Origin of the sequence: Streptomyces sp. P17, assembly GCF_032436805.1 — a bacterium.
Lineage (GTDB): Bacteria > Actinomycetota > Actinomycetes > Streptomycetales > Streptomycetaceae > Streptomyces.
Window position 1 is genome coordinate 25,231 of record NZ_JAVRBF010000001.1, and the last position, 13,786, is coordinate 39,016.

At 71.3% G+C, this 13,786-nt stretch carries 15 protein-coding genes and 1 pseudogene; 11 read left to right on the forward strand and 5 right to left on the reverse strand.

All coding sequences use genetic code 11. The features are described 5' to 3' along the window. Nucleotides 1–119 precede the first annotated feature (119 nt). The 6 genes from RMT89_RS00125 to RMT89_RS00150 all read left to right on the forward strand — a co-directional run bounded on the left by RMT89_RS00125 (nt 120) and on the right by RMT89_RS00150 (nt 5,040). Complete coding sequence (locus RMT89_RS00125) at nt 120–935, forward strand: metallophosphoesterase (protein ID WP_315881798.1); 816 nt, start codon at nt 120–122, stop codon at nt 933–935. A gap of 67 nt (nt 936–1,002) precedes the next feature. Beyond that, nucleotides 1,003–1,440, forward strand: a complete 438-nt coding sequence (locus tag RMT89_RS00130; protein ID WP_315881799.1) for an SRPBCC family protein — start codon at nt 1,003–1,005, stop codon at nt 1,438–1,440. 39 nt (nt 1,441–1,479) lie between these two features. Then, nucleotides 1,480–2,634 (forward strand): ArsA-related P-loop ATPase, encoded by a 1,155-nt coding sequence (locus tag RMT89_RS00135; protein ID WP_315881800.1) that lies wholly within the window; start codon nt 1,480–1,482, stop codon nt 2,632–2,634. Between the two features lie 57 nt (nt 2,635–2,691). Continuing rightward, nucleotides 2,692–3,180 carry a DUF5304 domain-containing protein gene (locus tag RMT89_RS00140; protein ID WP_315881801.1) on the forward strand — a complete coding sequence of 163 codons (489 nt, stop codon included), beginning with the start codon at nt 2,692–2,694 and terminating at the stop codon, nt 3,178–3,180. A 121-nt stretch (nt 3,181–3,301) separates the two neighbouring features. Then, the gene (locus RMT89_RS00145) at nt 3,302–4,255 is read left to right on the forward strand and encodes an ROK family glucokinase (protein WP_315881802.1); all 954 of its coding nucleotides are present in this window, start codon (nt 3,302–3,304) and stop codon (nt 4,253–4,255) included. A gap of 65 nt (nt 4,256–4,320) precedes the next feature. Beyond that, nucleotides 4,321–5,040: an endonuclease/exonuclease/phosphatase family protein gene (locus tag RMT89_RS00150; RefSeq protein ID WP_315881803.1), complete on the forward strand. Its 720-nt coding sequence runs from the start codon at nt 4,321–4,323 to the stop codon at nt 5,038–5,040. 154 nt (nt 5,041–5,194) lie between these two features. Here RMT89_RS00150 and RMT89_RS00155 read toward each other — a convergent pair whose 3' ends face one another. Beyond that, nucleotides 5,195–5,776, reverse strand: a complete 582-nt coding sequence (locus RMT89_RS00155; protein WP_315881804.1) for a hypothetical protein — start codon at nt 5,774–5,776, stop codon at nt 5,195–5,197. Then, entirely contained in the window at nt 5,769–6,548 is a 780-nt protein-coding gene (locus RMT89_RS00160) for an alpha/beta fold hydrolase (protein ID WP_315881805.1), read from the reverse strand. Before RMT89_RS00160 ends, RMT89_RS00155 begins: the two co-directional genes overlap by 8 nt. Before the next feature lie 149 nt (nt 6,549–6,697). On the opposite strand from RMT89_RS00160, the gene RMT89_RS00165 reads away from it, so the two are divergent. From RMT89_RS00165 to RMT89_RS00185, 5 genes and pseudogenes are all read left to right on the forward strand, one after another. Then, entirely contained in the window at nt 6,698–7,459 is a 762-nt protein-coding gene (locus RMT89_RS00165) for a lysophospholipid acyltransferase family protein (protein ID WP_315881806.1), read from the forward strand. Nucleotides 7,460–7,490: 31 nt separating this feature from the next. After that, entirely contained in the window at nt 7,491–8,705 is a 1,215-nt protein-coding gene (gene macS, locus RMT89_RS00170) for a MacS family sensor histidine kinase (RefSeq protein WP_315881807.1), read from the forward strand. After that, nucleotides 8,698–9,381 carry a response regulator transcription factor gene (locus tag RMT89_RS00175; RefSeq protein ID WP_315881808.1) on the forward strand — a complete coding sequence of 228 codons (684 nt, stop codon included), beginning with the start codon at nt 8,698–8,700 and terminating at the stop codon, nt 9,379–9,381. Before macS ends, RMT89_RS00175 begins: the two co-directional genes overlap by 8 nt. 108 nt (nt 9,382–9,489) lie before the next feature. Beyond that, the gene (locus RMT89_RS00180; protein WP_315881809.1) at nt 9,490–10,518 is read left to right on the forward strand and encodes a 6-phosphofructokinase; all 1,029 of its coding nucleotides are present in this window, start codon (nt 9,490–9,492) and stop codon (nt 10,516–10,518) included. A gap of 70 nt (nt 10,519–10,588) precedes the next feature. Next, nucleotides 10,589–11,144 (forward strand): annotated as a pseudogene (locus RMT89_RS00185) (NAD(P)-dependent oxidoreductase); the annotation flags it as partial. Here the strand turns inward: RMT89_RS00185 and RMT89_RS00190 are convergent. The 3 genes from RMT89_RS00190 to RMT89_RS00195 form a co-directional block, all read right to left on the reverse strand. After that, on the reverse strand, nt 11,099–12,979 hold the full coding sequence (locus RMT89_RS00190) for an anthranilate synthase family protein (protein ID WP_315881810.1): 1,881 nt from the start codon (nt 12,977–12,979) through the stop codon (nt 11,099–11,101). The pseudogene RMT89_RS00185 and the gene RMT89_RS00190 sit on opposite strands and share 46 nt — an antisense overlap. 117 nt (nt 12,980–13,096) lie before the next feature. After that, nucleotides 13,097–13,159 (reverse strand): trp operon leader peptide, encoded by a 63-nt coding sequence (locus tag RMT89_RS45820; protein WP_376395695.1) that lies wholly within the window; start codon nt 13,157–13,159, stop codon nt 13,097–13,099. A gap of 10 nt (nt 13,160–13,169) precedes the next feature. Next, on the reverse strand, nt 13,170–13,757 hold the full coding sequence (locus RMT89_RS00195) for a TetR/AcrR family transcriptional regulator (RefSeq protein ID WP_315881811.1): 588 nt from the start codon (nt 13,755–13,757) through the stop codon (nt 13,170–13,172). Nucleotides 13,758–13,786 lie beyond the last annotated feature (29 nt).

A 13,786-nucleotide genomic window follows, 5' to 3' on the forward strand; every position in this document is an offset into this window, starting at 1 on the left:
GTACCGCAAGAATGGGTGCTTCTGCGCGCACAGTAGTCGACGTGTTTGACGACTAGCCAGTAACCGCAGGTCCAGCCGCCACTGTTCACGCATGCCGCACACGCTTACGCTTGATCGCCATGGCATCCACACCAGCCGGTAACAGCAGGACGCGCGTTCACGTGGTCAGCGACGTACACGGCAACGTCCGTGACCTGGCCAGAGCCGGTGACGGTGCGGACGCTCTGATCTGCCTGGGTGACCTGGTCCTCTTCCTCGACTACGCCGACCACTCCCGAGGCATCTTCCCCGACCTGTTCGGCGCCGAGAACGCCGACCGTATCGTCGAACTGCGCACCGCCCGCCGCTACGACGAGGCCCGCGACTTCGGGGCCCGGCTGTGGGCCGGGATCGGCTCGGACCGCGGCGCGGTGATCGAGAAGGCGGTACGCAAACAGTACGCCGAGCTGTTCGCGGTGTTCCCCACGCCGACGTACGCGACCTACGGCAATGTCGACATGCCGCCCCTGTGGCCCGAGTACGCGGGCCCCGGCACGACCGTGCTGGACGGGGAGCGGGTGGAGATCGGCGGCTGGACGTTCGGCTTCGTGGGCGGGGGCCTGAGGACCCCCATGCGCACGCCGTACGAGATCAGCGACGAGGAGTACGCGGCGAAGGTCGAGGCCGTCGGGGAGGTGGACGTGCTGTGCACCCACATCCCGCCGGAGGTGCCGGAACTGGTCTACGACACCGTCGCGCGCCGCTTCGAGCGGGGGAGCAGGGCGTTGCTGGACGCCATCAGACGGACGCGGCCCCGCTACTCGCTCTTCGGCCATGTCCATCAGCCCCTGGTGCCCCGGATGCGCATCGGATCGACGGAGTGCGTGAACGTGGGGCACTTCGCGGGGACCGGGAAGCCATGGGCGCTGGAGTTCGACGGGTCGGGTGCGCGGTAGCCTTCACGCTGCACACACGTGCGCACGAGGACGGCATACCGGCCCCGCATCTGGAGGAGCCACGGCGATGGCGGAACACACCAGTTCGAGCATCACGATCGAGGCGGCACCGGCCGAGGTCATGGGGGTGATCGCCGACTTCGCTCGCTACCCGGACTGGACCGGCGAGGTGAAGGAGGCGGAGGTCCTGGTGACGGACGGCCAGGGCCGCGCCGAGCAGGTACGCCTTGTGATGGACGCGGGTGCGATCAAGGACGACCAGGTGCTGGCATACACCTGGACCGGTGAGCACGAGGTGTCGTGGACGCTGGTGAAGTCCCAGATGCTGCGGTCGCTGGACGGGTCGTACATCCTCAAGCCCGCGGGGTCCGGGGCGACCGAGGTCACCTATGTGCTGACGGTCGACGTCAAGATCCCGATGCTCGGGATGATCAAGCGCAAGGCCGAGAAGGTCATCATCGACCGGGCGCTGGCGGGGCTGAAGAAGCGGGTGGAATCGGCGTAGCCCCGGGCGGTGGGCGGGTCTCCGTTACCGTTCACCCTCATGCGCACCATCTTGATCACCGGTCCCGGTGGCAGCGGTCGTACGACGATCGCTGCCGCCACCGCGCTTGCCGCCGCCAGGGACGGTGAGCGGGTTCTTGTGCTGAGCGCCGACCGCGACGACACCCTCGGTGCCGTGCTCGGTGTGCCGACGGGGCCCGCGCCGGTGGAGGCCGGTGAGCGACTCACCGCCTGGCGGCCCGACTCCGCCGCCGGTTTCCGCGACGATCTCGCCGCCTTCCAGGAACGGGCCACCGCCGCTCTCGACCTCCTCGGCGCCTCCCGTCTTGACCCCGAGGAGGTCACCCCTCTCCCCGGCGCCGACGAGCTCACGCTCCTGCGCGCCCTGCGCGACGCGGCACTCCCGGAGCGGCACGACCTCCTCGTCGTGGACCTCCCCGCCACCGCGCACGCCCTCGCGCTCCTCGCCCTCCCCGAGGAACTGCGCCGCTACCTGCGACGGCTCCTTCCGCCCGAGCGGCAGGCGGCCCGCGCCCTGCGCCCCGTCCTCGGGCGGCTCGCCGGGGTTCCCATGCCCGCGGAGTGGCTGTACGAGACCGCGGCGCGCTGGGACGTCGAGCTGGCCGCCGCGGCAGCCGTCGTGGCCGACCGGCGCACCGCCGTACGCCTCGTCGCCGAGCCCGGACCCGCCGGCGCCGACGCCGTGCGCGGCGCCACCCTCGCCCTCGCCCTGCGCGGGCTGCGCCCCGACGTCCTGGTCGCCAACCGGGTCGTGCCCGAGGACTGGCCCGCGGGGCTCGTCGCCCAGCAGCGCAAGATCCTGGAGGAGTGGCGGGAGTCGTACGACGTCCAGGTCGTCCCCCACCTCGGACAGGACCCGCGCGGTGCCGACGACCTCGCGGCGCTCGGCGTCCCCGTCAACGCCCGGCCCTCCACTGTCGAGTGGCCCGTCACCGACAGCCTTGCCGACGACGGCGTGCTCGTGTGGAACATCCCGCTCCCCGGCGCCGTACGCGACGACCTCGACCTGGTCCGGCGCGGGGACGAACTCGTCGTCACCGCCGGGCCGTTCCGCCGTATCGTCCCGCTGCCCTCCGCCCTGCGCCGGTGCACCGTCGACGGGGCCGCGCTGCGGGACGGGGTGCTGCGGATCCGGTTCGCGCCCGACCCGCGGTTGTGGCCCGGGACCCGGTGAAGCCGGTACGCCCGTTCGGGTAACGTCGTAGAGACGAACCGTAGTCAGGAGTCCGTCATGAGCGAAGAGCTCCCGCCGTCCGACGCCGCCGGCAACGAGGCGCTCGACGAGGTACGGGCGAGCGACGCCGACGCGTGGGCGACGGCGTGCGCCGAGGACCTCGCCGCGGAGCAGGCCCGCCGCCGGGCCCGGTACGGCCCGCCCCCGGGCTCGGCCGCCGAGGAACTGCGCAAGTTCGTCGACGCCGTCAGCGACAAGCTGTCCTCCCTGCAGTCCCCGCTGTTCGGCGCGGTCGCCGGGCCCGCCGCCCAGCAGGTCGTCAAGCAGGTCGTGGAGCAGGCGAAGGCCGCCGTCGAGCCCGTCATCGAACGCAACCCGGACGTCTTCGACCACCTGGCGGCGGCCGGAAACGAACTGCTCGCCGCCTACCGCTCCGCCGTCCAGGCCCAGGAGCGCCGCTGGACCACCGGGGACGACCACGACCTGGAGGAGCGCCGGGACCGCGGCGACGACTCCGGTCCCGGCGAGCGCATCGACCTGGACTGACACCCGGCCGGTCCTCCAGGGACGCTCGAAGCCCGCGCTCGCAGGGCGGACGACTCGAACCTGACGGCAGGGCCTCGGGTACGGTTGGCCGTAGCGGGGCTCGACCGAAACTGAGGGATTCATGGGACTCACCATCGGCGTCGACATCGGCGGCACGAAGATCGCGGCCGGCGTGGTCGACGAGGAAGGCAACATCCTCTCGACCCACAAGGTGCCGACCCCGGGCACGCCCGAGGGCATCGTGGACGCCATCGCCTCCGCCGTCGAGGGCGCGCGCGCCGGGCACGAGATCGTCGGCGTGGGCATCGGTGCGGCCGGATACGTCAACCGTCAGCGCTCGACGGTCTACTTCGCGCCGAACATCGACTGGCGCCAGGAGCCGCTGAAGGAGAAGGTCGAGGCCCGCGTGGGCCTCCCGGTCGTCGTGGAGAACGACGCCAACGCCGCGGCCTGGGGCGAGTACAAGTTCGGCGCCGGCAAGGGCCACCGCAACGTCATCTGCATCACGCTCGGCACCGGTCTCGGCGGCGGCATCATCATCGGCAACAAGCTGCGCCGCGGCCACTTCGGCGTGGCCGCCGAGTTCGGCCACATCCGCATGGTCCCGGACGGCCTGCTGTGCGGCTGCGGCTCGCAGGGCTGCTGGGAGCAGTACGCCTCGGGGCGCGCCCTCGTCCGGTACGCCAAGCAGCGTGCCAACGCCACCCCCGAGCGCGCCGAGGTGCTGCTGGCGCTGGGTGACGGCACCCCCGACGGCATCGAGGGCAAGCACATCTCCGTCGCCGCCCGGCAGGGCGACCCGGTCGCCGTGGACTCCTACCGCGAGCTCGCCCGCTGGGCCGGCGCGGGCCTCGCCGACCTGGCCTCCCTCTTCGACCCCTCCGCGTTCATCGTCGGCGGCGGCCTCTCCGACGAGGGCGAGCTGGTTCTCGACCCGATCCGCAAGTCGTACAAGCGCTGGCTGGTGGGCGGCAACTGGCGCCCGGTGGCCGATGTGATCGCGGCCCAGCTGGGCAACAAGGCGGGCCTGGTGGGCGCGGCGGACCTGGCGCGGGAGCCGGACCCGGTCATGTAACTCCCTGACGGGGCGCGAGGCGTACTCCCCTCGCGCCCCGAGGCAGGGGGCGTACATTGATCCGCATGTCTGACGGTTCAGCCCTCCTCCGAGTCCTGAGCTACAACATCCGCTCGATGCGCGACGACACAGACGCCCTCGCCCGCGTCATCCGCGCCTGCGCCCCCGACCTGGTCCTCGTCCAGGAAGCCCCCCGCTTCTTCCGCTGGCGGAAGAAACTCGCCCGCCTGGCCCGAGCCGCCGACCTCGTCATCCTCACCGGCGGAGCCACCGCCGCGGGCCCCGCGATCCTGTGCGGCCTGCGCGCCACGGTCGAGCGCACCGAGGACGTCCTCCTCCCCCTCACTCCCGGCCTCCACCGCCGCGGCTTCGCGACCGCGGTCGTCCGGTTCGGCGGCGCCCGCGTAGGCGTCCTGAGCTGCCACCTCAGCCTCCAGAAGGACGAGCGCTACGACCAGGGCGGCATGCTCCTGGACCGCCTGGCCGCCCTGGGCGTGGAGCACGCGATCGCCGGCGGCGACCTCAACGAACGCCCCCACGGCCGCACCTTCGAGCGCCTCGCCGACAACCTCCAGGACTGCTGGGCCGTCGCCCCCTGGGGCAGCGAGTACACCTCGACCCCGACCGACCCGCACCAGCGCATCGACGCGATCTTCGCGACGAAGGGCATCGAAGTCCTCAGCTGCGGCGTCCCGCTGGACCAGCCCGGCATCACCGAGACGGATCTGAGGGCGGCCACGGACCACCTCCCGGTCCTGGCAGCCCTCCGAGTTCCCGCGTCCTAGCCACGGCCGCTGCTTGGCCTTGTCGGGCTCGTTCGGGTTGTCACCTCTCCTTCGCCGTTCGGCTGGATCGGGTTCCCTTTTCGCGCAGACGTCTTTTGCGCGGACGCGCGAGGGCCCGCCGGAGCAACTCCGGGCGGGCCCTGTCCCACGTATGTCAGACGACCGCTCCGCGCCCCGGATCGTCGTCGTCCTCGTCACCTGTCCGCATCCGCATCACCAGCGTGGCGAAGCCGCCCAGGAAGCCGCCGATCCCCAGCGTGGTGAGCCACCAGGTCATGTCCCAGCCCAGCAGCACCGCGAGCAGCAGCAGTATCGGCCCGCCGAGGACCGCCAGCCACGCGAACTTCGCCGTCGGGTCCGCCGCGGGCAGCGGCGGCGGCTCCGGCGGTACGAAGTGGCCCTCGTCGTCCTCGTCGAGGTCCTCGTCCTTCGGCTCGGGCGCGGAGTAGTCGCGCGGGCCGACGCCGGGCGCGAAGGCGACGGAGCCGCCCAGCGGCCTGACCGGCTCGGTCTTGGTGTCGCCTTCGGACCTGTCCGCCTTGTCGGCCTCGTCGTCGTTGGCCTCGGCCTCCAGCAGCGCCAGATCCTCGACGGACTTGAACGGCTTGGCGCCCGGCGGGTCCGGCGGCTCCTCGCCGAACCCGGCGACGATGGCCGCCCAGGCGGCGTCCTCGTCGAAACGGGCACCCTGGTCGTCCGGCTCGCGATCCTCGCGGTCGGAGTCGTGCTCAGCCACCTACGGCCGTCCCTTCCTTGCCGAGACCGGTTGCGATCCGGGTCATGAACGCGTGGCTCTCCTCGAAGATCCGGTCCGCGTCATGGTCCAACGTCGCCACGTGGTAGCTCTGTTCCAGCACGATCTCCGTCACATCCGCCGACGAGACCCTGCTGAGGACGCGGGCCGAGTCGGCCGGCGGCACCACGTGGTCCTGCGGACTGTGCAGGAGCAGCAGCGGCTGGGTGACCTGCGGCAGCTCGCCGTCGACCACTCGGAAGAAGTGCCGCAGGGAGTGCGCCGCGTGCAGCGGCACCCGCTCGTAGCCGAGCTCCTGGCTGCCCTCCTTGGCGATGTCGCTGGCGATGCCCTTCGTCGTCCGGACGAAGTGCCGGGCCACCGGGAGGGCGTGCGCGGCCAGGCCGTGCACCTTGTTGGCGGGGTTGACGACGACCACGCCGTCGATCGCGTCGCCGTGCTTGGCCGCCAGCCTGAGCGCCAGGGCGCCGCCCATGGACAGACCGGCCACGAACACCTGCGCGGAACGCTCCCGCAGGGCGCGCAGCTCGCGGTCCACTTCCGCGTACCAGTCCTGCCAGCCGGTGAGCTGGAGGTCCTCCCAGCGTGTGCCGTGCCCGGGCAGCAGCGGCAGCGAGACGGTCAGCCCGCGCTCGGCGAGATACTCCGCCCAGGGGCGCAGCGACTGCGGGGAACCGGTGAAGCCGTGGCAGAGGAGAACGGAGATCTCCCCGCCCTCATGGCGGTACGGCTCGGCTCCAGGAAGGACCGGCACCTTCGGTCTCCTGTTCATGAGGTCGGTTGCAGGTACTTCACCGTACGCGACCGCACTGACACCGACCAGGGTCGTAGGTCTCTTTGCGGGCGCTCCGGGTTAAGGTCTGACCGACAGACACAGGAGGCACTCGGTTGTTGTACGGCGCGATGAAGGTATCCATCGGGGGGCCGCTGAAGCTCGCCTTCAGGCCCTGGGTGGAAGGCATGGAGAACGTTCCCGGCGAGGGCCCCGCGATCCTGGCGAGCAACCACCTCTCGTTCTCGGACTCGTTCTTCCTGCCCGCGGTCCTCGACCGCAAGGTCACCTTCATCGCGAAGGCCGAGTACTTCACGACCCCGGGCGTCAAGGGCCGACTGACGGCCGCGTTCTTCAAGGGCGTCGGCCAGCTCCCCGTGGACCGCTCCGGGGCGCGCGGCGCGGGCGAGGCGGCCATCAAGAGCGGCATAGAGGTGCTGGAGCGCGGTGAGCTGTTCGGCATCTACCCGGAGGGCACCCGCTCGCCCGACGGCCGGCTGTACCGGGGCAAGCCCGGCGGCCTCGCGCGCGTGGCGCTCGCCACCGGGGCGCCCGTCATCCCCGTCGCCATGATCGACACGGAGAAGATCCAGCCGCCGGGCAAGGTCATGCCCAAGCTGATGCGTCCGGGCATCCGGATCGGCAAGCCCCTGGACTTCAGCCGCTACCAGGGCATGGAGCACGACCGCTTCGTCCTGCGCGCCCTGACCGACGAGGTCATGTACGAGATCATGAAGCTCTCCGGCCAGGAGTACGTCGACATGTACGCCACCGCTGCCAAGCGCCGGATCGCGGAGGCGGCCAAGGCCGAGAAGGAAGCGGAGAGGGCGGCCAAGGCCGCCCTCGCGAAGGCCGAGAAGGATCAGGCGGAGAAGGAAAAGTCCGAGTCCTAGACACGGCATTGCGATCCGGGGGGTGGGGGAGTTGGCCAAGCGCGAGAGAGTCCTGAGGATGTCGGTCGAGCAGCCGCTGTGGCGTGCGCTCAGGGGGTACCGGATCCTCACCCTGCTGTACGCGATCGGCCTGTTCGTCAGCGCCCACGACGAGTTCGCCCGCCCCTGGGTCGCCGTCGGCTACTTCGCCGTACTGACCGTGTGGACCTTCGCGACCCTGCCCCGGGTCACGAACGCCGCCGCCTGCACCAAGCGCTTCCTCGCCGCCGACCTGACCCTCGCGATCGTCGGCATCATGCTCACCCGGGTCGCCGACTCGGCCGCGCACATCGAGTCGGGCAGTCCGACGCTGCCGTCGATATGGACGGCCGGTTCGGTGCTCGCGTTCGCCATCAAGGGCGGCTGGCGCTGGGCGGCCTTCGCCTCCACTCTGGTCGCCGTCGCCAACCTCGTCCACCGTGGCGCCCCGACCCGGGACACCGTCCACGCGGTGATCCTCGTCTGGGTCGCCTCCATCGCCATCGGCTACGTCGTCGAGGTCGCCCGCGCCTCCGAGCGCACCCTCGCCCGCGCCCTGGAGATCGAGGCCGCGACCAGGGAACGCGAGCGGCTGGCCCGGGACATCCACGACAGCGTGCTCCAGGTGCTCGCCATGGTGCAGCGGCGCGGTGCCGTCATCGGCGGCGAGGCGGCCGAGCTGGGGAGGATGGCCGGCGAGCAGGAGGTGGCGCTGCGCACGCTGGTCTCCGGTGGTCTGACGCCCGTGTCGCGGGTGTCGGAGGACGCGGCGGAGGGCGCGGTCGTACGCGCCGTGCAGGAAGAGGCGGACGACGGCGGGCCGCTCGATCTGCGGGCGCTGCTCGCTCCCTACGCCGGGTCCCGGGTCAGCCTCGCCGAGCCCGGGGCGCCTGTCGTGCTGCCGCCGGCCTCCGCACGGGAGCTGGCCTCGGCCGTCGGGGCCGCCCTGGACAATGTCCGCAAGCACGCGGGCGAGCACGCGCGCGCGTGGATCCTGGTGGAGGACGAGCCGGACTGCGTCATCGTGACCGTCCGGGACGACGGACCGGGCATTCCCGAAGGGCGGCTCGCGCAGGCGGAGGGCGAGGGGCGGCTCGGGGTCGCCCTGTCGATCCGGGGGCGGCTGCGGGACGTCGGGGGCAGCGCGGAGCTGATCTCGGTGGCCGGGCAGGGCACGGAAGTCGAACTGAAGGTACCGAAGCAGTTGTCTCGGGGGATCCATGAGTGAGCAGCAGAGCGGCCCGATCAAGGTCATGGTGGTCGACGACCACCCCATGTGGCGCGACGCCGTCGCCCGCGATCTGGCCGAGTCCGGTTTCGAGGTGGTCGCCACCGCGGGCGACGGCGAACAGGCCGTGCGCCGCGCCAAGGCCGCGGGCCCCGACGTCCTCGTCCTCGACCTCAACCTCCCCGCCAAGCCGGGCGTCCAGGTCTGCAAGGAACTCGTCGGCCACAACCCGGCCCTGCGCGTCCTGGTCCTGTCCGCGAGCGGCGAGCACGCCGACGTACTGGAAGCGGTCAAGTCCGGCGCCACCGGCTATCTGCTGAAGTCGGCGTCCACGGAGGAACTCCTGGACGCGGTCCGCCGTACCGCCGTCGGCGACCCGGTGTTCACCCCGGGCCTGGCCGGCCTGGTCCTCGGCGAGTACCGGCGCCTCGCCTCCGAGCCCGCGCCCGCCGACCGGGACGCCGACCAGCCGGGCGCCCCGCAGCTCACCGAGCGGGAGACCGAGGTGCTGCGTCTGGTCGCCAAGGGCCTGAGCTACAAGCAGATAGCCGAACGTCTCGTCATCTCCCACCGCACCGTGCAGAACCACGTCCAGAACACCCTCGGCAAGCTCCAACTGCACAATCGCGTGGAACTCGTGCGGTACGCCATCGAGCGCGGGCTTGACGACGAGTAAACCAATCGCCCGACGATTCACCGGAATTGCGCCTCCGACCCATCCCTGAGTGACCTGGATCACTATTAGCGTGGCCTCACCAGGCAACCGCGGCGAAGGGACATTTCCATGCGGGTCGGAGTACTGACCGGAGGCGGCGACTGCCCCGGTCTCAACGCCGTCATCCGGGCCATCGTCCGCAAGGGCGTTCAGGAGTACGGCTATGACTTCACCGGCTTCCGGGACGGCTGGCGCGGTCCGCTCGACGGCGACACCGTGCGTCTCGACATCCCCGCCGTGCGCGGCATCCTGCCCCGCGGCGGCACCATCCTCGGCTCCTCGCGCACCAACCCCCTCAAGCAAGAGGACGGCATCAAGCGGATCAAGGAGAACCTCGCCAAGCAGGAGGTCGACGCGCTCATCACGATCGGCGGCGAGGACACCCTCGGGGTGGCCGCGCGGCTGTCGGACGAGTACGGCGTGCCCTGCGTCGGCGTCCCGAAGACGATCGACAACGACCTCTCCGCCACCGACTACACCTTCGGCTTCGACACCGCCGTAGGCATCGCGACGGAGGCCATCGACCGGCTGCACACCACCGCCGAGTCCCATATGCGCGTCCTCGTCGTGGAGGTGATGGGCCGTCACGCAGGCTGGATCGCCATCCACTCCGGCCTCGCGGGCGGCGCCAACGTCATCCTCATCCCCGAACAGCGCTTCGACATCGAGAAGGTGTGCGCCTGGGTGACCTCCCGCTTCAAGGCGTCCTACGCCCCCATCGTGGTCGTCGCCGAGGGCGCGATGCCCAAGGACGGCGACGTGGTGCTCAAGGACGAGTCGCTGGACTCCTTCGGGCACGTCCGGCTCTCCGGCGTCGGCGAGTGGCTGGCCAAGGAGATCGAGAAGCGCACCGGCAAGGAGGCCCGTACGACCGTACTCGGACACGTCCAGCGCGGCGGCACCCCCAGCGCCTTCGACCGCTGGCTCGCCACCCGCTTCGGCCTGCACGCCATCGAGGCCGTCCGCGACGGCGACTTCGGCAAGATGGTCGCCCTGCGCTCCACGGACATCGTCCGCGTCCCGATCGCGGAGGCGACGGCGAAGCTGAAGACGGTGGATCCGAAGCTGTACGAGGAGGTCGGGGTGTTCTTCGGCTGACCCGGCGGCACCCGGCTATGGGCCGTGTATTCGGCCCATAGCCGAGCAGAACGGGAGCAGTCGTGGAGATCTGGCCTTCGGTGTCCAGGCCGACGAGAAACCCCTGATCGAGCAGGCTTCCGCCGGCCACCACGACGTCCGCTGTCTGGACGTCTTCCTCAACGAGGACACCGCTCCCATCGCGGCCGGCTACGAGACCGTCTCCACCAGCGTCAACGCCGACCTCGGCGCGCGCGTCCTGGAGATCGCTGATGCCGGAGACCCGGCACCTGATCGACGCCGACGCCCTCAAGGCGATGCGGGACGACGCGATCCTGGTGAACTCCAGCCGCGGCGGCCTGATCGACACCGCGACCCTCGTCGCCGAACTGCGCGAGGGCCGCTTCCTGGGCGTCGGCCTCGATGTGTACGAGGCGGAGGCGGGCCTGTTCTTCCTCGACAAGTCCCTGGAGGCGACCGAGGACGACACCCTGGCCCCCCTGGTCACCTTCCCGAACGTCCTGGTCACCTCCCACCAGGCGTACTACACCGTCGACGCCGTCGGCCAGATCGTCGACGCCACGGTGAAGAACGTCCTGGACTACAAGGAGGGCCGCCGCTCGGAGAACGTGCTGGTGCCGCGGAGCCGACCCACCAGCTCCCGGACGATCGCGGCACCGTTCAGCGTCAGCACCGACTCGGGGTGGAACTGCACTCCGGCGAAGCCGGGCCCCCGCAGCGCGTGCACCTCGTACGACGCACTCCGGCTGACCTCGACGCCGTGCGCGGCCAGTTCCCCGGCCGTGTCGTCGTCGCAGCGGGCCACGAAGCTGTTGTAGAAGCCGACGGTCTCCGGCCGCCCGAACAGATCGACCGACGTCTGCGCGCCCTGGTACGGGACCTCCTTGCGGACGATCTCAAGGCCCAGTTCGGCCGCGATCAGCTCGTGCCCGAGGCAGACGCCGAGGACGCCGTGCCGGTGGTTCCGGATCACCTCGGCGGTCAGGTCCCGCAGAAAGCGCATCTTCGGGTCTTCCAGGTCGGAGGGGTCGCCGGGACCGGGGCCGAGGACGAGTGGACCGTCGTGCGCGAGGACGGCTTCCTTGAGGCACGGTTCGTCGTACCGCCGGACAGTGACATCGAGCCCGCTGGACCGCAGCACGTGCGCGAGCATCGCGGTGAAGGTGTCCTCGCCGTCCACCACCAGGGCGTGTCCGCTCAGCTCCTCGGCCCGCTCCTGCATCCGCAGCCAGAACGGCGCGAGGGAAGCCCGGCGCCCGTCGAGGGCGGCACGCACGCGTGGGTCGTCGGCGAGGCGTACGCGCGCGTGCTCCTCACGCGGCCGGGACGGACGTACGCCCAAAGCCGCCAGTACACCCGCCGCCTTGGCGTGGGTCTCCGCGACCTCGCTCTCCGGGTCCGAGCCACGGACCAGGGTCGCGCCGACGGGGACGCGCAGGTGGCCGTCGGCCGAGATGTCGGCGGTGCGGATGAGGATGGGGGAGTCGAGGGTCTGGGCGCCGCCGGAATCCCGGCCCAGCAGCGCGAGCGCCCCCGCGTAGTAGCCGCGCCCGCCGACTTCGTGCCGCTCGATGACCCGGCAGGCGTTCTGCACGGGTGAGCCGGTGACGGTGGCCGCGAACATGGTCTCCTTGAGGACCTCCCGTGCATCCAGCGAGGACTTCCCGCGCAACTCGTACTCCGTGTGCGCGAGATGGGCCATCTCCTTCAGCCGGGGCCCGACCACCACTCCGCCCATGTCCCCGACGGTGCACATCATCTTGAGCTCCTCGTCGACGACCATCGACAGCTCCTCGATCTCCTTGCCGTCGGCGAGGAAGCCGAGCAGATGCTCGGGGGTGGGGCCCTCGGCGGGATAGCGGTACGTCCCACTGATCGGGTTCATGACGACGGTGCCGCCGGACATCCTCACGTGGACCTCGGGGCTCGCCCCGGCCAGCGTCCGCTCCCCGGTGTGCACGACGAACGTCCAGTACGCGCCCCGCTCGCCTTCGAGCAGCCGCCGGAACAGGGCGAGGGCGTCGGCGCGGGAGAACCCCGGGATGTCCCCCTCGTACGTCCGCCGGATCACGAAGTTCGCGCCCTCGCCCCGCCCGATCTCCTCGCGCAGCACGCGCCCGACGATCCCGGCGTACTCCTCGTCGCCGACGTCGAAGCCGCCGGCCTCCACGTGGACGTCGCGGCCGGGGAGCTGAGCGAGGGCCTCGTCCAGAGCCAGGGTGTGGGTCTCCTCGGGCGACAGCACCGTCAGGGGCGTCCCGTCGTCGCGGACGTCGAAGCCCCGCTCGCGGATCTGGCGGAAGGGGACGAGCGCGAGGCCCTCGTCGGGGAGGTCGGCGAGCCGGTCGCAGGAGTGGACCGGGCCGAGGAACACCTCCACGGTGTTCTCGTCATGGCCCGGGGTGCGGCGGCGCAGCAGGGCGAACGGGCGGGGATCGTCGAGCAGATCGAGCAGCTGCATGGGTCCGGTTCCTTCTCGGCTGGGGAGCTCGCTGGGAGTTCACTTGCGAGGAACGGACCCGGAAAACACCGAAGGCCGCCCCTCGGGCGGCCTTCGCGAAGTCTTGCGTACGCGCAGTCAGTGGGCCGCCGGAGAAGCGGTCCACCACCAGTTCTGGTTCTGGGTCGAGTGCGCGAACATGCGCCCGACCCTAGCGCATCAGCAGCAGATCGAGGGCGCCGTCGAGATAGCGCGTCAGCGCCTCGCCCTCCGGGAGCGTGGCCGGGACGGCGTGGCCGAGCTGGGTGTGGCCCAGGTACACGCTGTAGGCGAGCAGCCCGCGTCGCCGTGCCTCCGGCTCGGGAAAGCCGGCCTCGGTGAAGAGCTGGGCGACGTAGGCGACCCGGCGTTCGGTGACGCGGGCGAGGACGGTGGCGACGCGCGGGTCGTCGGCGGTGGCCAGCAGCGAGACCTCCAGCGGGTCCTCGGCCGAGGACCGGATGGCCTCGGCGAAGAGGAGGCGCAGCCGCCGTTCCGGATCGGGCTCCCGCTCCAGCTCGTTGATGATCCCCTCGGTCTCGGTCTCCGCCCAGCGATCGAGCGCGGCCTCGATCAGCGCGTCCCGGTTGGCGAAGTGCCAGTAGAAGCTGCCTTTGGTGGTGCCGAGCCGGGTGGCCAGCGGTTCCACGGCCACGGCCGCGAGCCCGCCCTCGCTCATCGCGACGAGCGCGGCGTCGGCCCAGTCCCGGGCGCTCAGCCGGGCCTTGCCCGGGGACTTGCGAGGGAGGCGTTGCACCATGACCGTACGGTACCGTACGGTTGACCATA